The 24,523-nt window shown below is 64.1% G+C and carries 22 protein-coding genes; 9 read left to right on the top strand and 13 right to left on the bottom strand.

All coding sequences use genetic code 11. The annotated features are described in order from the left end of the window. Positions 1-18 precede the first annotated feature (18 nt). Positions 19-1,170 carry a tRNA guanosine(34) transglycosylase Tgt gene (gene tgt / locus QX034_RS28425; RefSeq protein ID WP_316196185.1) on the bottom strand — a complete coding sequence of 384 codons (1,152 nt, stop codon included), beginning with the start codon at positions 1,168-1,170 and terminating at the stop codon, positions 19-21. Positions 1,171-1,440: 270 nt separating this feature from the next. On the opposite strand from tgt, the gene QX034_RS28420 reads away from it, so the two are divergent. Then, a complete protein-coding gene (locus QX034_RS28420) occupies positions 1,441-2,466 on the top strand; it encodes an aspartate-semialdehyde dehydrogenase (RefSeq protein ID WP_316196183.1) in 1,026 nt (341 codons plus the stop codon). A gap of 119 nt (positions 2,467-2,585) precedes the next feature. Here the strand turns inward: QX034_RS28420 and queA are convergent, their stop codons facing one another. The 4 genes from queA to coaD form a co-directional block, all read right to left on the bottom strand. Beyond that, entirely contained in the window at positions 2,586-3,680 is a 1,095-nt protein-coding gene (gene queA, locus QX034_RS28415; RefSeq protein ID WP_315704084.1) for a tRNA preQ1(34) S-adenosylmethionine ribosyltransferase-isomerase QueA, read from the bottom strand. A 139-nt stretch (positions 3,681-3,819) separates the two neighbouring features. Further along, on the bottom strand, positions 3,820-4,284 hold the full coding sequence (locus QX034_RS28410; RefSeq protein WP_315704085.1) for a peptidylprolyl isomerase: 465 nt from the start codon (positions 4,282-4,284) through the stop codon (positions 3,820-3,822). A 248-nt stretch (positions 4,285-4,532) separates the two neighbouring features. After that, positions 4,533-5,096 carry a peptidylprolyl isomerase gene (locus QX034_RS28405; RefSeq protein ID WP_315704086.1) on the bottom strand — a complete coding sequence of 188 codons (564 nt, stop codon included), beginning with the start codon at positions 5,094-5,096 and terminating at the stop codon, positions 4,533-4,535. Between the two features lie 54 nt (positions 5,097-5,150). After that, positions 5,151-5,645, bottom strand: a complete 495-nt coding sequence (gene coaD, locus QX034_RS28400) for a pantetheine-phosphate adenylyltransferase (RefSeq protein WP_315704087.1) — start codon at positions 5,643-5,645, stop codon at positions 5,151-5,153. A 185-nt stretch (positions 5,646-5,830) separates the two neighbouring features. Here coaD and QX034_RS28395 point away from each other — a divergent pair, with 185 nt between their 5' ends. Next, on the top strand, positions 5,831-6,088 hold the full coding sequence (locus tag QX034_RS28395; RefSeq protein ID WP_315730046.1) for a hypothetical protein: 258 nt from the start codon (positions 5,831-5,833) through the stop codon (positions 6,086-6,088). 86 nt (positions 6,089-6,174) lie between these two features. Here QX034_RS28395 and gyrA read toward each other — a convergent pair whose 3' ends face one another. Together gyrA and QX034_RS28385 are read right to left on the bottom strand one after the other, a co-directional pair. Continuing rightward, positions 6,175-8,943: a DNA gyrase subunit A gene (gene gyrA, locus QX034_RS28390; protein WP_315730047.1), complete on the bottom strand. Its 2,769-nt coding sequence runs from the start codon at positions 8,941-8,943 to the stop codon at positions 6,175-6,177. Between the two features lie 189 nt (positions 8,944-9,132). Further along, on the bottom strand, positions 9,133-9,624 hold the full coding sequence (locus QX034_RS28385; protein WP_315704295.1) for a single-stranded DNA-binding protein: 492 nt from the start codon (positions 9,622-9,624) through the stop codon (positions 9,133-9,135). 471 nt (positions 9,625-10,095) lie between these two features. Between QX034_RS28385 and QX034_RS28380 the strand changes: the two genes are divergently transcribed. From QX034_RS28380 to uvrA, 6 genes are all read left to right on the top strand, one after another. Beyond that, entirely contained in the window at positions 10,096-10,875 is a 780-nt protein-coding gene (locus QX034_RS28380) for an outer membrane protein (protein ID WP_315730048.1), read from the top strand. 351 nt (positions 10,876-11,226) lie between these two features. Next, entirely contained in the window at positions 11,227-11,982 is a 756-nt protein-coding gene (locus QX034_RS28375) for an outer membrane protein (RefSeq protein WP_315704091.1), read from the top strand. Positions 11,983-12,192: 210 nt separating this feature from the next. Further along, positions 12,193-12,930 (top strand): outer membrane protein, encoded by a 738-nt coding sequence (locus QX034_RS28370; RefSeq protein ID WP_315730049.1) that lies wholly within the window; start codon positions 12,193-12,195, stop codon positions 12,928-12,930. 271 nt (positions 12,931-13,201) lie between these two features. Further along, positions 13,202-13,966, top strand: coding sequence for an outer membrane protein (locus tag QX034_RS28365; protein ID WP_315704093.1), 765 nt, complete (start codon positions 13,202-13,204; stop codon positions 13,964-13,966). Between the two features lie 272 nt (positions 13,967-14,238). Continuing rightward, complete coding sequence (locus tag QX034_RS28360; protein WP_315704296.1) at positions 14,239-14,868, top strand: porin family protein; 630 nt, start codon at positions 14,239-14,241, stop codon at positions 14,866-14,868. A gap of 311 nt (positions 14,869-15,179) precedes the next feature. After that, positions 15,180-18,161 carry an excinuclease ABC subunit UvrA gene (gene uvrA / locus QX034_RS28355; protein WP_316189657.1) on the top strand — a complete coding sequence of 994 codons (2,982 nt, stop codon included), beginning with the start codon at positions 15,180-15,182 and terminating at the stop codon, positions 18,159-18,161. A gap of 85 nt (positions 18,162-18,246) precedes the next feature. Here the strand turns inward: uvrA and QX034_RS28350 are convergent, their stop codons facing one another. Beyond that, the gene (locus tag QX034_RS28350; RefSeq protein WP_315704097.1) at positions 18,247-18,564 is read right to left on the bottom strand and encodes a hypothetical protein; all 318 of its coding nucleotides are present in this window, start codon (positions 18,562-18,564) and stop codon (positions 18,247-18,249) included. A 415-nt stretch (positions 18,565-18,979) separates the two neighbouring features. On the opposite strand from QX034_RS28350, the gene QX034_RS28345 reads away from it, so the two are divergent. Then, entirely contained in the window at positions 18,980-19,648 is a 669-nt protein-coding gene (locus tag QX034_RS28345) for an HAD-IA family hydrolase (protein WP_315742250.1), read from the top strand. 60 nt (positions 19,649-19,708) lie between these two features. On the opposite strand, the gene QX034_RS28340 is transcribed toward QX034_RS28345, so the two are convergent. The 5 genes from QX034_RS28340 to QX034_RS28320 form a co-directional block, all read right to left on the bottom strand. Next, entirely contained in the window at positions 19,709-20,641 is a 933-nt protein-coding gene (locus QX034_RS28340) for a YncE family protein (protein WP_316189656.1), read from the bottom strand. A 3-nt stretch (positions 20,642-20,644) separates the two neighbouring features. Next, a complete protein-coding gene (locus tag QX034_RS28335; RefSeq protein ID WP_315704100.1) occupies positions 20,645-21,199 on the bottom strand; it encodes an SRPBCC family protein in 555 nt (184 codons plus the stop codon). Positions 21,200-21,332: 133 nt separating this feature from the next. After that, complete coding sequence (locus QX034_RS28330) at positions 21,333-21,881, bottom strand: UPF0149 family protein (RefSeq protein ID WP_316196180.1); 549 nt, start codon at positions 21,879-21,881, stop codon at positions 21,333-21,335. A gap of 944 nt (positions 21,882-22,825) precedes the next feature. Next, on the bottom strand, positions 22,826-23,575 hold the full coding sequence (locus QX034_RS28325; RefSeq protein ID WP_315704102.1) for an AAA family ATPase: 750 nt from the start codon (positions 23,573-23,575) through the stop codon (positions 22,826-22,828). Positions 23,576-23,656: 81 nt separating this feature from the next. Further along, positions 23,657-24,517, bottom strand: coding sequence for a PCC domain-containing protein (locus QX034_RS28320; RefSeq protein ID WP_315704103.1), 861 nt, complete (start codon positions 24,515-24,517; stop codon positions 23,657-23,659). Positions 24,518-24,523: the final 6 nt, after the last annotated feature.

Below are 24,523 nucleotides of genomic sequence, written 5' to 3'. Positions count from 1 at the left end.
TTCCATCAGCTGGGAGTGTCATCGCGCGGCGATATCACCGCGTGACCAGTTTGCGCGCGTCTCAGCATAGAACTGAGCGAAAGTGCCGGCGGCGATCGCACCGCGCATGCCGGCCATCAGTTGCTGATAGTAGGCGATGTTGATCTCCGACAGAAGCATCGCACCGAGCGTCTCGCCCGCCTTGACCAGATGATGCAGATATGCGCGCGAATAGCTGCGCGCCGCCGGCCACGGGCTCTCCTCATCGAGGGGACGCGGGTCGTCGGCGTGGCGCGCATTGCGCAGATTCACCGGCCCGAAACGGGTGAACGCGACGCCGTGCCGTCCGTTGCGGGTCGGCAGCACGCAGTCGAACATGTCGATGCCGCGCTTGACCGACTCCAGCAAGTCATCCGGCGTGCCGACGCCCATCAGATAGCGCGGCCGGTCGGCGGGCAGCACCGGCGCCGTGGCTTCGATCATCGCGAGCATCACCGCCTGCGGCTCACCGACCGCGAGGCCGCCGATCGCATAGCCGTGGAAACCGATATCGACCAGGCCGCGTACGCTCGTCTCCCGCAAGCTTGGGACGTCGCCGCCCTGCACGATACCGAACAGCATGTATCCGGCCGGCGCAGTCTCGAAGGCGCGGCGGCACCGCGCGGCCCAGCGCAGCGACAGCTGCATCGCGCGCTCGATGTCGTCGCGCCCGGCCGGCAGCCGCACGCACTCGTCGAGCTGCATCGCGATGTCGGAGCCGAGCAGGCGCTGCACCTCGATGGCGCGCTCCGGCGACAGCTCGATCTTGGTGCCGTCGATATGGGAGCGAAACGTAACGGCATTTTCCGTCAGCTTGCGGAGCTCGGATAGCGACATCACCTGGAAGCCGCCGGAATCGGTCAGCATCGGCCCGCCCCAGCCGGTGAAACGCTGCAGGCCTCCGAGCGCCGCGATCCGTTCCGCGCCCGGACGCAGCATCAGGTGGTAGGTGTTGCCCAGCACGATGTCGGCGCCCGCGTCGCGGACCTCGCGCCAATGAATCCCCTTCATGGCACCCGCCGTGCCGACCGGCATGAAGGCAGGCGTGCGCACCACCCCATGCGGCGTGGTGAGGCGGCCGGTGCGCGCAGCGCCGTCAGTCGCAAGCAGCTCGAAATGATTGGGAAGGCTGGTGTCTTCTGGGAGGCTCATGACGGGTTTATTGCGTCAGCGCGGAGCCGGTTTCAACCTGGTCGAGCCCAATTCCGGTCACAAAGTCCGTTGACGGCGGTTCCCGCCGCCACTATGGTCCTGCGCCATGTTCACCGCGACCAAACGCACGACGAAAACCACCAAGCCCAGCAGGGCCTCGGGAGGCGTGCGCGCGTAGACGAACCTAACCGCGACATCTTCGAACCGAAGCCCCGCCTGATGAAGGTCCGGGGCTTTTTTATTGCCTAAATTCCAACTGGAGACAGAGACGTGAAGAACGACCCCGTTGTTGCCATTGTCGGCGTGACCGGCGCTGTCGGCGCCGAATTCATCGCCACCATGGACCGCCGCAACTTCCGCGTCGGCAAGCTGAAGGCGCTGGCGAGCGCCCGCTCGGCCGGACAGCCCCTGAATTTTCGCGGCCAGACGGTCACCATCGAGGAGCTCAACGAGCGCTCGTTCGAGGGCGTCGATATCGCGCTATTCTCGGCCGGCGGCGGCATCTCCAGGAAGTTCGCGCCGATCGCGGTGCGCTCAGGCGCCGTGGTCGTCGACAACTCCTCAGCCTTCCGCATGGACCCGAACGTGCCGCTGGTGATCCCGGAGATCAACGCGGGCCGCATTCGGGACCACAAGGGGATCATCGCCAATCCGAATTGCGCCGCCATCACCGCGCTGGTGCCGCTGTGGCCGATCCATCAGAAGAACCGGATCAAGCGCGTCATCATCTCGACCTACCAGGCCGCCAGCGGCGCCGGTGCGGCCGCCATGGACGAGCTCGTGCAGTCGACCCGCGCCAATCTCAACGGGCAGGTCTATGCCCCGAAGGTGATGCCGCATCCCTACGCATTCAACCTGTTCAGCCACAACACGGCGATCGATGCGGAGACCGGCTACAACGACGAAGAGACCAAGGTCATCAACGAGACCCGGAAGATCTTCGAGGATGAGGCCATCGCGATCGGCGTCACCTGCGTGCGCGTGCCGGTGCTGCGCGCCCATTGCGAAGCCATCACCATCGAATGCGAGAAGCCGATCTCGGAAGACGACGTCCGGCGCATTCTTGCCACCGCACCCGGCGTGCGCATCGTCGACGATCGCGCCAAGAACTACTTCCCGATGCCTGTCGACACCTCCGGCCAGGATGACGTGCTGGTCGGCCGGATCAGGAAGGACCTCTCCGATCCGACCGGGCATTCGATCGCGATGTTCGTCTCGGCGGATCAGCTCTTGAAGGGCGCTGCGCTGAACGCGGTGCAGATCGCGGAGCTGCTGCCGGAACGCGTGATGGCGTAACGACACCCGCGCGTCATTGCGAGAAGCCGAAGGCGACGAAGCAATCCAGTTCTTATCCCGCGGCACGACGGGATTGCTTCGCTTCGCTCGCAATGACGAGCCAGCGTCTGGGGCAATACCTACGGACTCCGCACATCTTCTTCACCGCGGCGGAACAACAGGCACGCATCGCCGTAGGAATAGAAGCGGTAGCCGCTCGCAATCGCATGTGCGTAGGCCGCTTTCATCTCGTCGAGCCCCGAAAAGGCCGAGACCAGCATGAACAGCGTCGAGCGCGGCAGGTGGAAATTGGTGAGCAGGATGTCGACGGCGCGGAAGCGGTAGCCCGGCGTGATGAAGATCGAGGTTTCGCCTTCGAAGGCTGCGATCGTGCCATCGCCTCTGGCCGCGCTTTCCAACAGCCGCAGCGAGGTCGTGCCGACGGCCACGATGCGGCCGCCTTGCGCGCGCGCCTCGTTCAGTGCTGCAGCGGTCGCTTCCGACACGCTGCCCCACTCCGCATGCATTTTATGGCCTTCGGTGTCCTCGACCTTCACGGGCAGGAAGGTGCCGGCCCCGACATGCAGCGTGACCCGCTGCAGCCCGACTCCGCGGGCGCGCAAACGCTCTTCCAGCGCCGGCGTGAAATGCAGGCCAGCTGTCGGCGCAGCGACGGCCCCCTCCTTCGCCGCGAACATGGTCTGATAGTCGTCGGCGTCACGTTCATCGGCGGCGCGCTTGCCGGCGATGTAGGGCGGCAGCGGCGGGCGGCCGAGGTCCGCGATCGCCTGGTCGAGCGTCGGGCCGTGGAAGGAGAACGACAGCGTCACCTCGCCTTCGGCGCCTTTGGCCTCGACGGACGCGTCCAGGTGCCCCAGCAGGCACACCCTGCCCTCATTGCCGAACCGGATCGTATCGCCCGGTGCGAGCTTTTTGGCCGGCCGCACCAGTGCCTGCCAGCGCGAGCCATCGAGCCGCTTGATCAGCGTGGCCTCGATCTTCGGCTCGGTCTCGCGCCCGATCCGGCGGCCTGACAGTTGCGCTGCGATCACCTTCGTGTCGTTGACGACCAGCTGGTCACCGGGCTCGAGCCAGTCCGGCAGATCGCTAATGAGCCGATCGCGCAGCACGCCATCACCCTGCACCACCAGCATGCGCGCAGAGTCCCGCGGGCTCGCCGGCCGCAGGGCGATGTTTTCGGGCGGAAGATGGAAGTCGAACAGTTCGGTGCGCATCGTTGGCTCGGCACCACGCCGACCCTCATCCAGAGGAGCCCGCCGCCGGCGGGCGTCTCGAAGGATGAGGCCGGGATGTCTGGGGCCTCATGGTTCGAGACGCGTGCGGCGCACGCTCCTCACCATGAGGATCGATCCATTACTGCGCGTCTGCGGCCATGTACGCCTTGACGATCTTGTCCGGGTTCTGCACCGGCTCGCCGCGCTTGATCTTGTCGACGTTCTCCATGCCCTCGGTGACCTTGCCCCAGACCGTATACTGCTTGTCCAGGAAGCGGGCGTCGTCGAAGCAGATGAAGAACTGGCTGTCGCCGGAATCGGGGCTGGCCGCGCGGGCCATCGAGGCCGTGCCGCGCACGTGGGGCTCCGCATTGAATTCGGCCTTCAGCTTCTTGCCGGAGCCGCCGGTGCCGGTGCCTTGCGGGCAGCCGGTCTGAGCCATGAAGCCGTCGATGACGCGGTGGAACACGATCCCGTCATAGAAACCTTCCCGCACCAGCTCCTTGATCCGCGCCACGTGGTTGGGTGCCAGATCCGGGCGCATCTCGATGGTCACGGGGCCCTGGGTGGTCTCAAGGATCAAGGTGTTTTCGGTGACAGCCATGCTTGTCTCTCAATGGTTTGAGTTCGACGGGATACGGGAACTCGTTCGAAGGGGGAACTTAAATGCCCGCGGGCGTGCAATCGCACTGGCCCATATCTCGATAAATGGCATTGTCGGTCGGCGTACCAAGAGCCGGGCCGCTTGGCAAAGATTTCGTTAAGCGCGTTGCACCGGTGTGGTCCCGCACCGGCGCAGGCCGGGCTGCGGCACCGCTCAACCCGCGGTGCCGTGCGCCAAGTCCCTCGAAGTCACTTCATGTCGGCAGCGACCTGCACCTTCACCATCTTATCGGGATCGGTGACGCTGCCCGAAGACGAGCCGGACGGCGCCTTCTTCAACTTGTCGACCACGTCCATGCCCTGCACGACCTCGCCGACGACGGTGTATTGGCCATTGAGGAACGACGCATCGCCGAAGCAGATGAAGAACTGCGAATTGGCGGAATCGACGCTGTCGCCGCGCCGGGCCATGCCGACCGTGCCACGCTTGAACGGCACGTTCGAGAATTCCTGCTTCAGGTTCGGGTATTTCGAGCCGCCGGTGCCGTTGAAGTTCTGACCGTCACCGGTCTGCGCCATGAAGCCGTCCATCACGCGATGGAACGGCACGTTGTTGTAGAACCCTTCGCGCGCCAGCGTCTTCAGCCGTTCGGCGTGCTGCGGGGCGAGGTCGGTGCGCAGCTTGATGACGATGCGGCCCTTGGTGGTGTCGATGACGAGCGCGTTCTGCTTGTCGAGCCCTGCGGGCAGCGACTGCGCCAAAGCCGGAACGGCAAAGACGAGGGCGAAGATAACGGCGATAGCTCGGATCATGAAAACTCCGGAGGGTGGAGGACGGAAGTCGGTGATTGCGCGCGACGTGCCGTATCAGCGAAATTTGGCGGCGAGGCTGCTCGCGACGGATGGCGGCACGAAGGACGATACATCGCCGCCCATGGCAGCGATTTGACGAACCAGTGTGGCGGTGATCGGACGGACGGCGACGGAGGCCGGGACGAACACGGTCTGGATTCCCGGCGCCATGACCTGGTTCATGCCTGCGAGTTGCATCTCGTAATCCAGATCGGTGCCGTCGCGCAGGCCGCGGATCATCAGGATCGCTCCGGCTTTTTGCGCCGCCGTCACCGTAAGATTGTCATAGGTTGTGGCATCGAAGCCGCAGGATGCCTGTGCCGCAACGGGGCCGAACGCCTCCCGCACCATGGCAAGCCGCTCCTCGGTGGAGAACAGCGGCTTCTTGCTGGAGTGGACTCCGACCGCGACGACGAGTTGGTCGCAGAGGTGGACGGCCTGCCGGACCACGTCCAGATGGCCGTTGGTGACGGGATCGAAAGATCCGGGATAAAGGGCAATGCGCGGCATAGGCCCCTCCTATACCCGCTGCAAACGACCGGCAAGCCGCCCTTTGTTTCGCCCGCCGCGGCGCCAAGAAACAAATCCTAACGGGATGAAACCATTTTCAGGCTTTTGCGAAGGAGACTAGAAACCCGCGCCTTGTATTCAGCCTCCACAACAAGGGCCAGAACGGCCCTCGACAGGGGATCGTCGTGATCAAAGCGCTTTCTGCCATTGCGGTGGCCGCGTTCGTGGCTGCTGCCCTGACCATTCTGCCCGGTTTCGCCCCGAAGGTCGAAGCCAGCGTGCCGCAGCCGCTCGCCAAAGGCGACCGCCTCGACATCCGCCCGATCGGTCGCGGCTGCTCGGAGCAAGCCTGGCCGAATTTCGAGGCGGCGTGCCTACGCACCGCGGGAACGAAGGCAGTGGTTAACGACGCACGGGTCGTGGCGGTCGACAAGCCGCAGTGAAACACGCTGCAGCGAACATCTGCGAATAGCGAATGGGGAGTAGCGAATAGGCTCGATCCTGCTCGCCCTCCCTGTTCACCATTCGGCTACTCGCTATTCGCCTGATCCCCGTTTCCCTGGTCGCTATGGCCGTTTCCGCCGGCGCCGTTCTCCGACTCCTCGCCGATGTGCTCGACCGAGACCACCTTCTCGTCGTCGGCGGTGTTGAACACGATCACGCCCTGCGTCGAGCGGCCGGCAATCCGGATGTCCTCGACCGGGCAGCGGATCAACTGGCCCTTGTCGGTCACCAGCATGATCTGGTCGGCGTCCTCGACCGGGAACGAGGCAACGAGCTTGCCATTGCGTTCATTGACGGACATCGCGACGATGCCCTTTCCGCCGCGACCGGTGGTGCGGTACTCGAACGACGAGGTCCGCTTGCCATAACCGTTCTCGCTGATTGTCAGCACGAACTGCTCCGCCGCCGACATCTCGACATAGCGCTGCTCGCCGAGTTCGACGGTCGAGCCGGCTGCTGCCTCCTCGGTATCGATCCCCGTCTCCTCTTCGGCCCCGCCGCGGCGCACGGCATTGGCGCGGCGCAGGTAAGCGGCACGCTCCTCGGAGTCGACCTCCATGTGGCGCAGGATGGACAGCGAGATGACCTTGTCGGCCGATGGCAGCGCAATGCCGCGCACGCCCATCGAGGTGCGCCCGGTGAAGACGCGGACGTCATTGACCGGGAAGCGGATGCACTGACCGCCGGCGGCGGTCAGCAGCACGTCGTCGCGCTCGGTACAGATCTGGACATCGACGATCTCTTCGCCCTCGTCGAGTTTCATCGCGATCATGCCGGAACGGCGGACCTCGACGAAATCCGACAGCTTGTTGCGGCGGACATTGCCGCCCGTCGTGGCGAACATCACGTCGAGATTGGCCCAGGAGGATTCGTCCTCCGGCAGCGGCATGATGGTGGTGATGCGTTCGCCCTGCTCCAGCGGCAGGATGTTGATCAGCGCCTTGCCGCGCCCGTTGGGGGCGGCGACCGGCAGCCGCCAGACCTTCTCCTTGTAGACCTGGCCGCGCGAGGAGAAGAACAGGACCGGCGTATGGGTCGAGGCCACGAACAGGCGGCTGACGAAATCCTCCTCGCGGGTCTGCATGCCCGCGCGGCCTTTACCGCCGCGGCGCTGGGCGCGATAGGCCGACAGCGGCACGCGCTTGGCGTAGCCGGCGTGCGATACCGTCACCACCATGTCCTCGCGCTGGATCAGGTCCTCGTCTTCGACCTCACCTTCCTGCTCGATGATGACGGTCCTGCGCGGCGTGCCGAACTCGGTCTTAACGGCCGCGAGTTCGGTCTTGATGATGCCCTGGACACGGGCGCGCGAGCGCAGGATATCGAGATAGTCGTTGATCTCGATCTTCAGCTTGTCGAGTTCGTCCGAAATCTCTTCACGGCCGAGTGCGGTCAGCCGCTGCAGGCGCAGGTCGAGGATCGCCTTGGCCTGCTCCAGCGACAGCCGGATCGTGCCGTCGTCGGCAAGCCGATGGCGCGGATCGTCGATCAAGGTGATGATGGACTCGACGTCGCGCGCCGGCCAGTCGCGCGACATCAGCGCGTCGCGCGCTGTGGCGGGATCGGGCGACGTCCTGATGACCCGGATGACCTCGTCGATATTGGCCACCGCAACCGCAAGACCGACCAAGATATGGGCGCGGTCGCGGGCCTTGCCGAGCAGATATTTGGTCCGCCGCGTCACCACCTGTTCGCGGAAGGCGATGAACAGCGTCAGGAAATCCTTCAGGTTCATCGTCTGCGGTCGGCCGCCATCGAGCGCGAGCATGTTGGCGGCGAAACTCGTCTGCAGCGGCGTGAACTTGTAGAGCTGGTTCAGCACCACGTCGGGTACCGCATCGCGCTTCAACTCGACCACCACGCGGTAGCCCTCGCGATCGGACTCGTCGCGCAGATCGGCGACGCCTTCGATCTTCTTCTCGCGCACCAAATCGGCGATGCGCTCCACCATCGTGGCCTTGTTGATCTGATAGGGGATCTCCGAGATGATGATCGCCTCGCGATCCTTGCGGATCGTGTCGATCGTCACCTTGCCCCGCATCACGATCGAGCCGCGGCCGAGATGGTAAGCGGAGCGGATGCCGGCGCGTCCGAGAATGATGCCGCCGGTCGGGAAATCCGGGCCCGGGATGATGTTGATCAGTTCGTCGATCGTGAGCGCGGGATTGTCGATCAGCGCCACACAGGCGTCGATCACCTCGCCGAGATTGTGCGGCGGGATGTTGGTCGCCATGCCGACCGCGATGCCGCCGGCGCCGTTGACCAGCAGGTTCGGAAACTTGGCCGGAAGGACCGACGGCTCCTTGTCAGAGTTGTCGTAGTTCGGAACGAAGTCGACCGTGTTCTTGTCGATGTCGTCGAGCAGCGGGATCGCCGACTTCGCCAGCCGCGCTTCCGTGTATCGATAGGCTGCCGGCGGATCACCGTCGACCGAGCCGAAATTGCCCTGGCCGTCGATCAGCGGCACGCGCATGGAGAAGTCCTGCGCCATGCGGACCATGGCGTCGTAAATCGACTGGTCGCCATGCGGGTGATATTTACCGATGACGTCGCCGACCACGCGGGCGGACTTCACGTATTTCTTGTCCGGCGTGTGCCCCTGCTCGTACATCGAGTACAGGATGCGGCGGTGCACCGGCTTCAACCCGTCACGCGCGTCAGGCAGCGCACGCGCCACGATCACGCTCATCGCGTAATCGAGGTAGGAGCGTTTCATCTCGTCGAGGATGGAGACGGGGCGAATGTCGGAAGGTCCGCCCGGCTCGCCGGGCTTCTCATCTTCAGTGTCGGACAATTGGGGATCCGGTCAGTTTTGCACGCGGAAATCGATGCGAATCATATAGCGCATCGCAGCCCCGCAAACCACCCCTCCCCGCACGGAAGGGGCGGCTTTTTCTGTTCGTTTTTCCAGTGACTTAAGGCGCTCGTCGGTCGAGGAAAATGTGGCGCCAGACCCGCGTTTCTCAACGCGCCCCGCCGGCGATCAGAACGGAATGTCGTCGTCCATGTCGCTGTTGCGGCCACCGGCCGGAACCGGCCGGCGCGGCGCTGGTGCGGATGACGGCCCACCGATGCCGAAATCGCCGCCTGGCTCGTCGGCAAAGCTGCCGCCGCCACCGCCGCCCCGGCCATCCAGCATCGTCAGCGTCGAGTTGAACCCCTGCAGCACCACCTCGGTGGAGTACTTCTCGACGCCGCTCTGATCGGTCCATTTGCGGGTCTGCAGCGCGCCCTCGATGTAAACCTTCGCGCCCTTCTTCAGATACTGCTCGGCAACTTTGCAAAGCCCCTCGTTGAAGATGACGACGCGGTGCCACTCGGTCTTTTCCTTGCGCTCACCTGTCGCCTTGTCGCGCCATGTCTCCGAGGTCGCGATGCTGAGATTGGCAATCGGCCGCCCGTCCTGGGTGCGCCGAATCTCGGGATCCTTGCCGAGATTGCCCACCAGAATCACTTTATTCACACTTCCCGCCATCACACTCTCCCGCGGCTCGAATTCCTGGACCGGTGCCCACCGGCCGATCGGCATGCGGCGGCTGGGGTCCTTCCTCAGTCGGCGGACCCTATACGCTTGTCGCGCCGGCGACCCGCCTTCTCCTTGATTATCCACATATAGCAAGCCGTCGCGCCACGTTCCAGCTTTGTTCGAATCCTATTCCCACAACCATGCGTAGAGTTCCCGTTTGAGGCGAAATTTGACCAAGTTCCCGCCGGGAACCGGAATGAAGTTCCATGGCATCCCAGATACTTAAGCACTTTCATTAACTTATGACGCCATCAGAACTCCCATTTCGCGACCAGGGTGTGGCTTTTTGGCGACAGCATTTTGAGTTGAATCGCGTATTCTGCACAAGCAATGACAAGCCGCCTCGGCGGTCGGACAGATTTGTTAGTTGGCGCTTTCCGGGGGACCCAAATGAAAGCGCGCAATGCGGGAGAACTTCTGATGAGAAAGATTTTACTTGGTGCCGTGAGTTTGATCGCCCTGGGACTGGTCACGCCTGCAAGTGCCGCCGACCTCGCTGCACGTCCATACACCAAAGCCCCACCTCCGGTTGCGCCGGTGCTTTATGACTGGAGCGGCTTCTACATCGGCATCAACGCCGGCGGCGGTTCGAGCCATAAGTGCTGGGATCTGGTTTCCTCCGCAGGCTTTGGTACGCTGGCGACACCGTTGGACGAGGGTTGCCACGACGCGACCGGTGCGACGGCCGGCGGCCAGATCGGCTATCGCTGGCAGATGGCGAGCTGGGTGTTCGGCGTCGAAGGCCAGGGCAACTGGGCCAACTTCCGTGGCAGCAACGTCAATCTGCTGGGCGGCACCGCGCTTGTTGCCGCAGGCCTCACCGATCAGTCCAAGATCAACGCATTCGGCCTGATCACCGGCCAGGTCGGCTACGCCTGGAACAATGTTCTGGTCTATGGGAAGGGCGGCGTCGCGGTTGTCGGAGACAGGTTCAGGACCTTCAACGTTGTGGGCACCCTCGTCGACTCCGCTGACAACACCCGCTGGGGTGGAACCATCGGCGTCGGCCTTGAATACGGCTTTGCTCCGAATTGGTCGGTGGGCGTCGAATATGACCACCTCTTTCTTGGCCGGCATACCGTCGACTCGGTCACGCCGGCTGGCGCGTTTTCTGCCAGCGATCGCATCAAACAGGATGCCGATATCGGCCTGGTTCGGCTGAACTATCGCTTCGGCGGCCCGATCATTGCCCGCTACTAAACGCGCAAATCCTCTTCTCGGAAAGGCCGGCTTCGCGCCGGCCTTTTTGTTGGTTGCCGGTTTGGTTCGACGCCCCCTTGGCTGGGAACTGCGCGATGCGTGGAATATTGCTGGGGTCGCGTCGCCCCGCCGATGACTGGCGCCATCCAAGATCGGTTGAAGCCTGGACCAAGATGCCGTGGTACGCGAATGGCCCGGCTTTCGCCGCTGATTGGGCGCCATTGTTGCCTTTCGGACACAGCATCATGGGTTGAATCGTCGTATATTCAATCGGAACGCGAGTGCGGCCAACACGAACACCCGCGCTTCCGAGCGCACGTAACGAAGCGCGCAAATTTGAAAGGGTATGCAATGAAAAAGTTTTTGCTTGGTGCTGTTAGCCTGATTGCTCTTGGACTGGTGACGTCGGCCAGCGCCGCCGACCTGGCCGCCCGGCCCTACACCAAGGCGCCACCTATCGCCGCACCGCTTCCGCCCACTTGGGCCGGATTCTACATCGGTGTCCAAGGCGGCGGCGGCTGGGGTCGCAGCAAAGAGACCTTCTTCGGCGCGCCGAACACGGCAATCTTCGTGGGCACCCAGAGCTACAACACGTCCGGCGGCTTCGTCGGTGGCGTAGCCGGTTACAATTGGCAGTTCGGGAACTACCTGATCGGCATCGAGGGCGACTACCACTGGTCCGACATCAGCGGCCGCTCGGGTGTGGTCAATGCAGGTCTCGGCGACACTTACTTCACCAAGCTGCGCAGCTTCGGCGACATCAAGGGCCGCGCTGGCTGGGCGAACGGCCCGTGGCTGCTCTTCATCAGCGGCGGCGCGGCTGTCGGCGACCTCCAGCATCGCTACGACGCAGCCCTCAATGGCGGTGCGGCCAACTCCTTCTCTCAGAACGACTGGCGTTGGGGATGGACCGTCGGCGCCGGTGGCGAATACATGTTCGCCCCGAACTGGTCGGCCAAACTCGAATACAATTTCATCGATTTCGGCAAAAGCACGATCCAGTACTCGCCTGTTCCGACCAATCGTTCCGAGTGGAAGGATACGGTTCACACCGTCAAGGCCGGTATCATCTGGCACTTCAACGGACCGGTCATCGCCAAGTACTGATTGCGTACTGATTGCGCGGCAAATACCAATTCCGGAAGGCCGGCCTCGCGCCGGCCTTTTGTTTGCTACCGGCTTGGCGCGACAGCTGTGGAACTTGGCTAGTCGTTGTGGCATTTCGGTGACGGCCACTGACAGGGAAAACGGCTATAGACCCCAGCGGCGGGGGGTGTTGGTGTGCGTGCGGGCGTCGGACGGGACTTGGGGACTGCGATGTGGGGAATGTTGCTGGGGGCGGCAACGTTGCTGGCGCTGGGGGCGGCGCCGGCGATCGCAGCCGATCTGCCCGCGCGCACCTACACCAAAGCGCCTGCCATGCTCGCCGCCATCTATGATTGGGGCGGGTTCTATGTCGGCCTGAACGCCGGGGGCGGCTCTGCCCACACCTGCTGGACGAACACGGCAACAGGGACCTCAGAGGGCTGTCACAACGCCACTGGTGCTCTCGCCGGTGGCCAGATCGGTTACCGCTGGCAGAACGGCGCCTTCGTCTTCGGCCTCGAAGCGCAGGGCAACTGGGCCGATCTCAAGGGCAGCAATGCCAGCCAGGCCTTGGCAGCGACCACCAATCAGACCAAGATCGACTCCGTCGGCCTGTTCACCGGCCAGGTCGGTTATGCCTGGAACAACGCGCTGTGGTACGTGAAGGGCGGCGCGGCCGTGGTCGGCGACAAATACAACGGTCTGGCGACAGTTGCGGGCACCGTGTTCGATCGCGCCGCCGAGACCCGTTGGGGAGGCACCGTCGGCACCGGCATCGAGGTCGGCTTTGCGCCGAACTGGTCGGTCGCCGCGGAATACGACCACATCTTCATGGGCAACCGCGCGCTCAATTTCTCCGGCGTTCCCGCTGGTGCGGCCTCGCGCGGCGAGACGGTGAGCCAGGACGCGGACCTCGCGACGTTGCGCGTGAACTACCGCTGGGGCGGTCCGGTCGTCGCGAAGCACTGACAAGTAGCTGCCCTGCTCTCAATCGCCAGGATCGGCCGCGATCGAGCTGACGAACAACAAACTTGTTTGCCGTAGTTCGACCCCGGTGCGCCGTAGCGTTTCGCCGGTGCGCGAAACGCTTACCAATCCTTAAGCACGATCAGCAGCTTCCGCTCGATGCAGCACGGCGGTGACAGCTTTGAAAGGCGACTTCGTTAGAATTCTGCTCCAGCCACTTGGGTGGGACCGGACTGTGGGGTCCGGAAGAGGATCAATGGGACTGGAGACGACAATGAAGAAAATGCTGTTTCTGACTGCGAGCTTCGCGGCCGTCGGGATCGCGCCTGCTTTCGCCGCTGACCTGGCTGCGCGCTCTTACACCAAGGCTCCGCCGGCCTACGTGACGCCGCTGCCGACCTGGGCCGGCTTCTATATCGGCGCGAACGGTGGCGCCGATTGGAGCCATAATTGCTGGACGCTGAACAACGTTGCCGGCGTGCCGCTGGCGGTCACACAACCTGAGGGCTGCCACAACGCCACCAGCGGCGTGGTCGGCGGACAGATCGGCTATCGCTGGCAGGCCGCGAGCTGGGTGTTCGGCCTCGAAGCACAGGGCGACTGGACGGACCTGAAGTCCTCCAATGTCAGTACGGCAGCGCTGGCCGCGGGCGTCACCAACCAGACCAAGACCGATGCGATCGGCCTGTTCACCGGTCAGGTCGGCTACGCCTGGGGCAACGTGCTCTGGTACGTGAAGGGCGGCGCTGCCGTCACCCACAACAAGTATCGCGGGCTGGCCACCTTGACCGGTGCGGAGATCGATTCGGCGAGCGAAACACGCTGGGGCGGCACCGTCGGCACCGGCCTTGAGTATGGCTTCGCCCCGAACTGGTCGGTGGCGCTCGAGTACGATCACCTGTTCATGGGCAGCCGCAACGTCAGCTTCCCGGCCACCGCCGTCGCCAATGCCCGCACCGACACGATCAAGCAGGACGTGGACATGGCGACCGTGCGCGTCAACTACCGCTTCGGCGGCCCGGCGCTGACCCGCTACTGATCGATCGCGCAGCAGGTCGAATTCAGAGGCCGGCGTCACGCCGGCCTTTTTCGTCGGCCGGGCGGCGGCCGTTTCGGCCCCCTGCAGAAGATGTGGCTGAGCTGCAAAGCCTTTCCGGTTTTTGCTCCCAATGGCGTGCTTTGGACACGACTGTGGCCCGGAAGTGACGGTTTTTCGAGCAGACCTCGGTTATAGCGGTTCCGTCAATCTGAACGGGTACGTTCCTGTCACACCTATGGCGGGAGCGACGAGGAAGAATGGGACTGAAAATTATGAAGAAAATTCTGCTGACGACTGTGGCCTTTGCCGCGCTGGGAATGGCCCCTGCCGTCGCCGCTGACCTGGCCGCGCGCACCTACACCAAGGCTCCGGTGATGGCGCCGCTGCCGACCTGGGCCGGCTTCTATCTGGGCGGCATGGGCGGCTATGCCTCTGAGAACAGCGGCAGCCCGTCGATCAAGGGCGGCTTCGCTGGCGGTACCTTGGGCTACAACTGGCAGGCTGGCAGCCTGGTTTATGGTCTCGAGACCGACGCGGCTTGGGCTGACATCAACGCATCGGTTAGCGGGCTCGGCCTGACTCTCACCGACAAGATCGACAGCACCGGCACCGTCCGCGGCCGTATCGGCTACGCCTTCAACACCGTGCTGCTGTACGGCACCGGCGGCTACGCCTGGGCGAACAACAAGCTCTCGCTCACCACCCTCGGTGCGACCGCGTCCGAATCCAAGTTCCTGAGCGGCTGGACCGTCGGCGCTGGTGTCGAAGTTCTGTTCGCTCCGAAGTGGTCGGTCAAGGCCGAGTACCTCTACAAGAGCTTCGGCGGCGAGACCTACTTCGGTGTTCCGTCCGGCGACCTCAACCTGCACTCGGTGCAGGTCGGCATCAACTACCACTTCTAAGAATCGCTGGCCTTTACGGGCCACGGTCGAAGCCTCCGCTCCCGCGAGCGGAGGCTTTTTCTTTGCGAGTTCGCCTGTCTGTGCCAGGTGGCTCGATTGGCGCTGCTGCCACGGACTGCCATTCCGCCAGCGCATTGTTGATGATTCGCGGACGGCACTGGAAATCCACCGCCGTTCTTCCTACGTTCCAGGTCTACCTTCTCCTTTGGCGTCCGATGGCCGGTTCCCGGCGGAGCGCGCCTGAACCTGAGGCGTGCGGGTCTGCGCGCCGCAACGATGGCGCCGGAAGCCGCGCCGTGGGACGAATCGCAATGGATGAAGTGCTTAAGGCCAAGCAGCGTCAGCAAGGCAACCCGTCCAGCCTCCGCGCCATCACCATTCGTGGCGCGCGCGAGCACAATCTGAAGAACATCGACGTCGAGATCCCGCGCGACAAGCTGGTCGTGTTCACCGGCCTGTCCGGCTCGGGCAAATCCTCGCTCGCCTTCGACACCATCTATGCCGAGGGCCAGCGCCGTTACGTCGAATCGCTCTCGGCCTATGCGCGCCAGTTCCTGGAGATGATGCAGAAGCCGGACGTCGACCAGATCGACGGCCTGTCGCCGGCGATCTCGATCGAGCAGAAAACGACCTCGAAGAACCCGCGCTCCACCGTCGGCACCGTCACCGAGATCTACGACTACATGCGACTGTTGTGGGCGCGCGTCGGCGTGCCCTACTCGCCCGCCACGGGGCTGCCGATCGAGAGCCAGACCGTGTCGCAGATGGTCGACCGCGTGCTGGCGCTGCCCGAGGGCACCCGGCTCTATCTGCTGGCGCCGGTCGTGCGCGGACGCAAGGGCGAGTACAAGAAGGAGCTCGCCGAATATCTCAAGAAGGGCTTTCAGCGCGTCAAGATCGACGGCGCTTTCCATGAGCTGGCCGAGGCGCCCACGCTCGACAAGAAGTTTCCGCACGACATCGACGTCGTGGTCGACCGCATCGTCGTGCGCTCCGACATCGGCCAGCGGCTCGCCGAGAGCTTCGAGACCGCGCTGAAGCTGGCCGAAGGGCTGGCGGTGATCGAGTTCGCGGATGCCCCCGCCTCGGCGCCGGCCGAGGAGAAGAAGAAGACCGCCAAAATCCACGACAAGAGCGGGCCCGAGCGCATCCTGTTCTCGGAGAAGTTCGCCTGCCCCGTCTCCGGCTTCACGATTCCCGAGATCGAGCCGCGGCTGTTCTCCTTCAACAATCCCTATGGCGCCTGCCCGGAATGCGGCGGCCTCGGCGTCGAGCAGCATGTCGATGCCGATCTCGTCATCCCCGACAAGGATATCACCTTGCGCAAGGGCGCCATCGCGCCCTGGGCCAAGTCGTCGTCGCCCTATTACCTGCAGACGCTGACCGCGCTCGGCAAATTCTACAAGTTCACGCTCGACACCAAGTGGAAGGACCTGCCGAAGAAGGTGCAGAACGCCCTGCTCCACGGCTCCGGCGACGACGAGATCAAGTTCACCTATGAGGACGGCGTCCGCTCCTACGACACCAAGAAGCCGTTCGAGGGCGTCATCACCAATATCGAGCGCCGCTTCCGCGAGACCGAGAGCGAATGGGCGCGCGAAGAGCTCGGCAAATATTTCAACGACGTGCCCTGCGCCGCCTGCAACGGCTACCGGCTCAAGCCCGAGGCGCTGTGCGTCAAGGTTGCCGGCAAGCACATCGGCGAGATCAGCAATCTCAGCGTCAAGGCTGCCGGCGAATGGTTCGCCGACGTTCCGGAGAGCCTGAATGCGCAGCAAAGCGAGATCGCCGCACGCATCCTGAAGGAGATCCGCGAGCGTCTGACCTTCCTGCTCGACGTCGGCCTCAATTATCTGACGCTGTCGCGCTCCTCCGGCACCCTCTCCGGCGGCGAGAGTCAGCGCATCCGCCTGGCCTCGCAGATCGGCTCGGGCCTGACCGGGGTGCTCTACGTGCTCGACGAGCCCTCGATCGGCCTGCACCAGCGCGACAATGCCCGCTTGCTCGATACCTTGAAGCGCCTGCGCGACCTCGGCAACACCGTGATCGTGGTCGAGCATGACGAGGACGCCATTCGCCTTGCCGATTACGTGCTCGACATCGGGCCCGGCGCCGGCATGCATGGCGGCCACATCATCGCCCAGGGCACGCCCGCCGAGATCATGCGCAACCCGAAATCGCTGACCGGCAAATATCTCACCGGCGAGCTCGAGGTCGCGGTGCCGGAGCGGCGCCCGCCGAACCATCGCCGCACCATCAAGGTGGTGAACGCGCGCGGCAATAACCTCAAGAACGTCTCGGCCGAGATTCCGCTCGGGCTGTTCACCTGCATCACCGGCGTCTCCGGCGGCGGCAAGTCGACCCTGCTGATCGACACGCTCTACAAGGCAATCGCCCGCAAGCTCAACGGCGCCAACGAGGCGGCCGCGCCGCACGATCGCATCGAGGGGCTGGAGCATATCGACAAGATCATCGACATCGACCAGTCGCCGATCGGCCGCACCCCGCGCTCGAACCCTGCGACCTATACCGGCGCCTTCACGCCGATCCGCGAATGGTTCGCCGGCCTGCCGGAAGCGAAGGCGCGCGGCTACGAGCCCGGCCGCTTTTCCTTCAACGTCAAGGGCGGCCGCTGCGAGGCCTGCCAGGGCGACGGCGTCATCAAGATCGAGATGCACTTCCTGCCCGACGTCTACGTCACCTGCGACGTCTGCAAGGGCAAGCGCTACAACCGCGAGACGCTCGATGTGCTGTTCAAGGGCAAGTCGATCGCCGATGTGCTCGACATGACGGTCGAGGAAGCCGCCGAGTTCTTCAAGGCGGTGCCCCGCGTGCGCGAGACCTTCAAGACGCTGCACCGCGTCGGGCTCGACTACATCCATGTGGGACAGCAAGCCACCACGCTGTCCGGCGGCGAGGCGCAGCGCGTCAAGCTCGCCAAGGAATTGTCGAAGCGCGCGACCGGCCGCACGCTCTACATCCTGGACGAGCCGACCACGGGCCTGCACTTCCACGACGTCAAAAAGCTCTTGGAGGTGCTGCACGAGCTGGTCGCGCAGGGCAACACGGTGGTGGTGATCGAGCACAATCTCGAAGTCATCAAGACGGCGGACTGGGTGATCGATCTCGGCCCCGAAGGCGGCGACGGCGGCGGCGAGATCGTCGCCTGGGGTCCGCCGGAGGACATCGTCAAGGCGCCGCGCAGCCACACCGGGCAGTTCCTGAAGCCGGTGCTGGAAAAGTCATCGAAGCCGAAGAAGCGCAGCGGCAGTGCCAGCGAAGCGGCGGAGTGAGTTAGAAGCCTAAGAGGTCACCGAACAGACCCGCCGCTCGGTCACGAGCGGCGGGTCTTTGTTGAGCTAATCACTCTTGCCGGTGTCACCAAGGCTGGTAGCGATAGACGCCCGTCACCGTGCCGTTGTTGTTGCCCTGTGGGCCGACGTCGCCCTGGGTCGAGCCCGGAGTCGGGTGGTTCGTGCCGTTACCGTAGGTGCCGTAGCCGTTCCAGCCATAGCTCCGGTAATAGGTCGGCCGCGGCGGGACGGCGTCATAGCTGTCAGCCGGGCCGGCGGCATAGCCAGGACCGGGAACCCAGGCCATCGAGTCATAATGGGCATAGCCCTGCGCGAACGCGCCGGCGGTTCCGGCGATCAGGGTTGCGGCCGCCACTGCGGCAAATTGTGTCTTGCGTAGCATGTGAATGCTCCTTTGGCTGTGTGACAGGTCAACCGCTGCACCGCGGGAGCGTTCCGTCTGCCACCGCACAAAAGACGTGAGCGAAGGTGATGGGCCGTGATGATGATCTTACTTTCGCAACATGGGACAGCGATCAGACCCTCATTGCCTGCCGCATGCGAACTGTCGTCCCGGCCTTGAGCCGACTTTCCAGACACAGGGACCTATGATCACCGCCGCCGCTGTGTTGCAGCGACATCTCACGTCCAACGAGAGCTCCGGGATTATGGGTCCCCGCGCACGCGCGCCTTCGCAGCAACAGTGCAGGTGTGGCGGCGACGAAGGCGCGATCGGATCGCTGGGAGCTGACCATTCTTCGGCTTGTCACGCGCGAAAGAGTAACGTAGCTGTCCAACGAGAGTCTCGCCTGCCCTTGATGCCCTATTCCCTCGCCATCTTCGATCTCGACGGCACGCTGGTCGACAGCTTCCCTTGGTTCGCGCGCACCGTGAACCTGGTTGCCGACCGCTATCGTTTCCGCCGCGTGCAAGAAGAGGACGTGGAGACGCTGCGGCACGCCTCGACCCGCGAGATCCTGGACTTCCTCGAGGTGCCGATGTGGAAGCTGCCGCTGATCGCGCGCCACATGCGCAAGCTGAAGACTGCTGCTGCCGCGACCATTCCGTTGTTCGATGGCGTCGACACCATGCTCGGCGCGCTCGTGGCCAACGGTGTCACTCTCGCGCTGGTCTCCTCCGATACGGAAGCCAACGCGCGACAGAAGCTCGGGCCGCTGGCCGCGCTGTTTGCCGATTTCGATTGCTCTGCATCGGTCTTCGGCAAGGCACAGAAATTTCGCCGCGTGCTGAGGCGCGCCCGGCTCGAACCGGCGCAGGCGATTTCGATCGGAGACGAGATCCGCGACATCGAGGCCGCGCGCGCCGCCGGCATTACCTGCGGCGCGGTCACCTGGGGCTATGCGGCGCGACCAGCGCTGATCGCGCACCGGCCTGATGTGGTGTTCGAGCACATGGAGGAGATTGCGGTGGCGGTTGTCGGACTTCAAAGAGCGCCGTGCCCACCATGCTTGCCGTGGCGAAGATAGGCGGCACGCTTCGCTTTGCGCACCCTACGGGACTGTGCCAAGTACGCTTGCGCGGCGCCCTCACCGCCGCAGAAACGCCCCGAACGCGCGCGGGCCGTCACCCACCTTGACCTCGCTCACTACTTTCAGCTCAACGGCATCGATGATGCTGAGCGTGTTGCTTTCCCAGTTCGCAACGATGATGCGCTGGCCGTCACCCGTTGCCGCGATTCCCTCCGGATAGTCGCCGACGGTGATGCGCTTGAGCGGCTTAAGGCTCGCCAGGTCGAACACGCTGACGGTCCCGTCGTACTGGTCGGTGACGAAGGCTTTGCCTTGCGCGAGCGCGACCGCATAGGGCCTTAGCCCGACCTTCACCCGCCCGACCTCGCTGTTATCAGCAAGGTCGATCACCGAGACATCGTTGGAGCCGACATTCGCGGTGTAGGCACGCCGGCCCTCGGCATCGATGGTGACGCCGAACGGCCGTGTGCCGACCTTGATCACAGCCTTGCGCTCGCGCGTCGCGGTGTCGACGACGGAGACGCTGTCATCGTCGCGGTCCGCTGACAGCAGCAGCTTGCCGTCCGGCGTGAGCGCGAGCCCCGAGGGCGAGGCGCCGACTGCGATGCTCGCGACCACGGCTCGGGCTTTGGGATCGACGACACGGATCGCCGCCGCGTACCAGTCCGCGACATAGACCTTGGCACCGTCCGGCGCGACCACAACTCCGAGAGGTCCGCCGCCGACCTCGATCCGCCCCGTCACCTGCCGTGCCGCCGCATCGACGATGCTGACAGCCTTGTCGTCGGGACTGGTCACGTAGGCAAATCGGCCGTCGCGCGCCACCGCGACCCCGGCCGGCTTGCCGCCGATCGGAATCGTGGCCAACGGCCGCAACGTCGCGAGATCGACCACGGTGAGGTCATCGCTGAGCTGATTGGTGACGAACGCTTCCTCCGCCTGCACCGCGCCAGAGAGCACGAGGCAGACCGCGATCAGCAGAGCCCGCACCGGTCAGCTTCCGCTCTCGACCTTCTTCTTCAGTCCGTCGAGGCCATCATGATAGAGGTCGGTGACCGCCTTGATCGCCGCCTCGTCGCTCAGCTCCGGCGGCGGATCGTTGTTGGGATATCCGCGATAGAAGGCACCGGCCCATTCGACCAGGCTGCCCTTGCCGTCGGCGCTCGGCGACACCGTGATGGTGGACGAATAATTGGTCACCGGCAGCACCTTCACATCGACAGCGGTGATCCGGTAGGAATAGCTCATCTTCTCGGCGTCGTATTTGTAGAGTTCCTCCTCGATCGTGGCGCCGGTTTTGAGCGTGAGGCGTCGCGTCGCGCCGATCTCGTTGCCCTTCTCGCCTTCGGTCTTAGCGACGGGGCCAAGCCAGCTCATGTCCTGGAAATTGCCGATCACGGCCCACACTTTGGCCGGCGGGGCGTTGATCTCCACGTGCTCCTGGACCTTGCGCCGGGTGGGGCCGTGCGCCCACGCTGCCGTCAACGCCGTCGTGGCCACCGCAACTGCCGCCAGCACCGCGACGGCCCTGGCCATTGTTACCCTCATATCGCTTCCTCGATCGTTCTTGTTACGCCGCGCCGAGCGCGTCCTGCCATCATCTTACAGGCGATATCGGCGCCGCAACAAAAAAGTCACGGACCGCAATCATCTCGGCACGGCCCGGTGACCGCAGTGCGGTTCAATTCGCGCCGCAGCAGCGCTTGTATTTCTTGCCGGAACCGCAGGGGCATGGCTCATTGCGGCCGATCTTCCGCCCAGGGACGAACGGGGCGGGCTGATCGGCAAGGCTGCGTACCGGTTCGGGCTTGTTCAGGCGATGCCTATATAAGGCCACGATCCATTGCGGGATCAGCCTCGGCGCTTGCCGCGTCAAGCGCGCGACCTCATCCTCCGGCAGCTCATGGCGGTTCTCGCGGGCGATATCGGCCAACATGAACAGGCCCGCCGTGGCTGCGGTTACTTCGCCCCCGACATCGAGAAGCTTCGTCCACGCGCCGCGACGCAGATCCATGGCCGCCGCGAAGCCTTCCATCCACAATTCCCACGACACGTCGCCATTGCGCTCATCGATGGGAAACAGCGGCCGATAACTTTCCGGCTGTCGCGCAAGGGTAAGCGCGACATCGTCGTAATAGTTCGTGACCAGGCCGAGAACCCGATTGGCCTGGTCGATCGTGTCGAATACCGACGTGGGCCCCCGGCCATGCCGAAAGCAACCGCGAACCATTCGCCGATCGGAACCGGCTCGGGACAGACCAGCAAGCCGGCGATGAAACCGTCGAGCTCTTCGAGCACCATCGCCCGATCGTCGAGCGCAAGCAGGATGTGCTCCAACTGGTCGCGGCGGCTCTGATCCAGCATGCTTGCTCGTCCGTTCTTATTCAAATGTACGACTCTTTCCGCGACGGGGTGGTTTGCCCGTCAGGCGCGTGGACGCGCAAATCGCCGCTTCGCGACGTCTTCGATAGCGAAAACGATCTGCGCCGAAAACCTGATTTCGCGAAGTCGTCCAGAGCGATCGCCCTTGTGCGGTCCTGCCGCGAAAATATTTCACTTTCGTTTTTTCAGAATTCATGCATACTCATGTCATCCCGCCTCACATGAGGGACGCTTCGCGATCGTCACGAACGTCGAGTGCGGGCTGCGATGGGGCGCATCGGATTGCAGCGTGACTGATCTCATGCCGACGAACAATCCCGATGCGCACGGTCAAGCCGTGTGGTCCTGGCGTCCCGGTGCTGACGCCCGCGCAACGCGTCAGCGTTGTCGCGACGCGATGATGCTTCGCATCACGCGGAGACGGGGGCAAGAAAGCCGGTCCCCGGGGAGAGCTCGGAGCAGCCGCTCAAACCATCGCGCAGGGAAGGCCGGAGCGATCCGGCTGAGCCTGTGGTTCCTGCCCCGTGCACTTCTTCACGCACGGGGGCCGCGGGTATCAGTCGATGCCCGGCCTTCCCTGCTCCCTCTTCTTTCGAGGGGAGCGAACGCCGATGCAAAACCCGGGCGTGATACGCCGCGGGAAGGACTGGTCGTATGTCTCCGTCATCGCGAGCAGCAAAGCGACGAAGCGATCCAGAGCCGTCGTATGGTCCTCGATTGCTTCGCTCGCAATGACGGCGAACTGAGCAAGCTCCTCTCGACACGGCAATTCCAATGCATGGCGTCGCAACCTCACTCCGCGAACACCGCCTCCACGAAGCCTTGCGGATCGTCGCAGAATTCGCGCATCGCCTTGAAATGATCGGTGTCCTGCACGCGCACCGGCACCAACCCGTATTTGGTCAGGCGCAGCAGTGTGGCGTTGGGATAGGCCATGAGGATCGGCGAATGCGTCGCCATCACCACCTGGCAGTAGCCGGCCTCGTCCATACGCCGCATCAGTTTGAGAAATTCCATCTGCCGGCTCGGCGACAGCGCCGATTCCGGCTCGTCGAAAATGTAGATGCCCTGCCGCTGACAGCGCTCTTCGAAAAAGCGCAGGAATCCTTCGCCGTGGGAGTGCGACAGAAAATCCGGCCCATATCCGACCGCATCCAGATATCTCGCGACGGAGAAGAAGGTCTCGGCGCGAAAGAACCAGCCCTTGGTGATCTTCGGCAGCCAGCTTGCCCGCAACGCCGTCGACAGTTCGCCGCCCATGATCTCAATCGCTTCGGAATGATCGACGGGGCGATAACCCTTGCCGCCGCCGGCCTCGTCATAGCCGGCGAGCGCCGCGATGCCTTCGAGCAGCGTCGATTTGCCGGTGCCGTTCTCGCCGACGATGATCGTGATCGCATGCGAAAAGCGAAGCTCGAAATCGTCCTGCAGGAACGGCAGGCAGAACGGATAGGCGGTGCGATCGGGAATGCGGGACGGATCGAGCCAGAGCCGTTTCAGGTACGGCGCGGGCAGCCTGATCTCACGTTGCTTCCTGGCCATGCCGCAGTCCCCGCAACCTCCGAAAAATGTAAGGCACAATGGCACCTTCAATGGAACAAAACAAGAACTAACGCGGAGGTCCTACTCCAAAACCTGCAGTACCAGTTCCATCGTCATCAGCACTGGATTGTCGCCGCGGAGCAGCCGGCCTTGGGACAACGCACCGGTGTAGTCGACCAGCGCGACCTCGAGGGTGGCCTCTGGTTTTCCGCTCTCGCCGGGGACGATCGCACCGGAGGTTACGGTCAGTTCGGTTGCGAACGCCTCGACCGCGCTGCGGTCGGCAAAGCGCGCGCCGATGGTGGAGCCGACCCCGCCGCAGATGCGAGCGCTGTTGATGTCATGGGCGCGGCAGAACTCTTCCAGGCTGACCGCAAAATCCTGGTTGGGCCGCAGCCGCAGCGCGAACGCGCGGCAGGTCGTCTCGGCATCGCTCGGCGCGACTTGGACCGGCCCGAACAGCTTGAAGTTGGTCTCCGGATCAGCTTCGGCGATGAAGACCGCGCGGTCCAGGCCGAAGGCGTCGACCACGAACGGCTCAGCCACGATCGTCTCCTCAGGGAGGATATGCCCGCCGCCCTTGCGGCCGTCCTCTTCCGTCCACAGCGCATGGCAGTGGAAGAACGGCGCATCGTCACGGATCCCCAGCGTCATCGTCGCCGTCGAGAGCCGTGTGATCCCAGACGGCCGGTACGTCTCGCTGTAAAACGCCGCATGCTCCGGCGTTTGCGAGAGCGCGGGCATCACATAGGCCAACGGACCGAGTGCGCCGCTGGCGATATTGGCGACACCACCCGCAAAGCCGTAGGCGGCAAATCCCTGCCGCACCGCTTCCAGCAGCGACAGACCGGTTGGGACCGTGAAACTGAACGCACGGCCGCGCGCTGCAACCCACTGGATGCGCTCCGCGACCGGCGGCCCGGGTTGACGAACCTGACGCATCGCGCT

The sequence above is a fragment of the Bradyrhizobium sp. SZCCHNR3119 genome (assembly GCF_032487775.1).
Lineage (GTDB): Bacteria > Pseudomonadota > Alphaproteobacteria > Rhizobiales > Xanthobacteraceae > Bradyrhizobium.
Note: the sequence above shows the minus strand (reverse complement) of the source record. Positions and strands in the feature narration are given on the sequence as shown.

Bases quoted from the DNA above. Each gene is read 5' to 3' on its own strand.
- QX034_RS28410 (WP_315704085.1), bottom strand. From the start codon at position 4,284: ATGGCTGTCACCGAAAACACCTTGATCCTTGAGACCACCCAGGGCCCC.
- QX034_RS28320 (WP_315704103.1), bottom strand. From the start codon at position 24,517: ATGCGTCAGGTTCGTCAACCCGGGCCGCCGGTCGCGGAGCGCATCCAG.
- tgt (WP_316196185.1), bottom strand. From the start codon at position 1,170: ATGAGCCTCCCAGAAGACACCAGCCTTCCCAATCATTTCGAGCTGCTT.
- QX034_RS28330 (WP_316196180.1), bottom strand. From the start codon at position 21,881: ATGGTTCGCGGTTGCTTTCGGCATGGCCGGGGGCCCACGTCGGTATTC.
- QX034_RS28380 (WP_315730048.1), top strand. From the start codon at position 10,096: ATGAGAAAGATTTTACTTGGTGCCGTGAGTTTGATCGCCCTGGGACTG.
- uvrA (WP_316189657.1), top strand. From the start codon at position 15,180: ATGGATGAAGTGCTTAAGGCCAAGCAGCGTCAGCAAGGCAACCCGTCC.
- QX034_RS28335 (WP_315704100.1), bottom strand. From the start codon at position 21,199: ATGAGGGTAACAATGGCCAGGGCCGTCGCGGTGCTGGCGGCAGTTGCG.
- coaD (WP_315704087.1), bottom strand. From the start codon at position 5,645: ATGCCGCGCATTGCCCTTTATCCCGGATCTTTCGATCCCGTCACCAAC.
- QX034_RS28370 (WP_315730049.1), top strand. From the start codon at position 12,193: ATGTGGGGAATGTTGCTGGGGGCGGCAACGTTGCTGGCGCTGGGGGCG.
- QX034_RS28325 (WP_315704102.1), bottom strand. From the start codon at position 23,575: ATGGCCAGGAAGCAACGTGAGATCAGGCTGCCCGCGCCGTACCTGAAA.
- QX034_RS28405 (WP_315704086.1), bottom strand. From the start codon at position 5,096: ATGATCCGAGCTATCGCCGTTATCTTCGCCCTCGTCTTTGCCGTTCCG.
- QX034_RS28375 (WP_315704091.1), top strand. From the start codon at position 11,227: ATGAAAAAGTTTTTGCTTGGTGCTGTTAGCCTGATTGCTCTTGGACTG.
- QX034_RS28360 (WP_315704296.1), top strand. From the start codon at position 14,239: ATGAAGAAAATTCTGCTGACGACTGTGGCCTTTGCCGCGCTGGGAATG.
- queA (WP_315704084.1), bottom strand. From the start codon at position 3,680: ATGCGCACCGAACTGTTCGACTTCCATCTTCCGCCCGAAAACATCGCC.
- QX034_RS28350 (WP_315704097.1), bottom strand. From the start codon at position 18,564: ATGCTACGCAAGACACAATTTGCCGCAGTGGCGGCCGCAACCCTGATC.
- QX034_RS28365 (WP_315704093.1), top strand. From the start codon at position 13,202: ATGAAGAAAATGCTGTTTCTGACTGCGAGCTTCGCGGCCGTCGGGATC.
- QX034_RS28345 (WP_315742250.1), top strand. From the start codon at position 18,980: ATGCCCTATTCCCTCGCCATCTTCGATCTCGACGGCACGCTGGTCGAC.
- QX034_RS28385 (WP_315704295.1), bottom strand. From the start codon at position 9,624: ATGGCGGGAAGTGTGAATAAAGTGATTCTGGTGGGCAATCTCGGCAAG.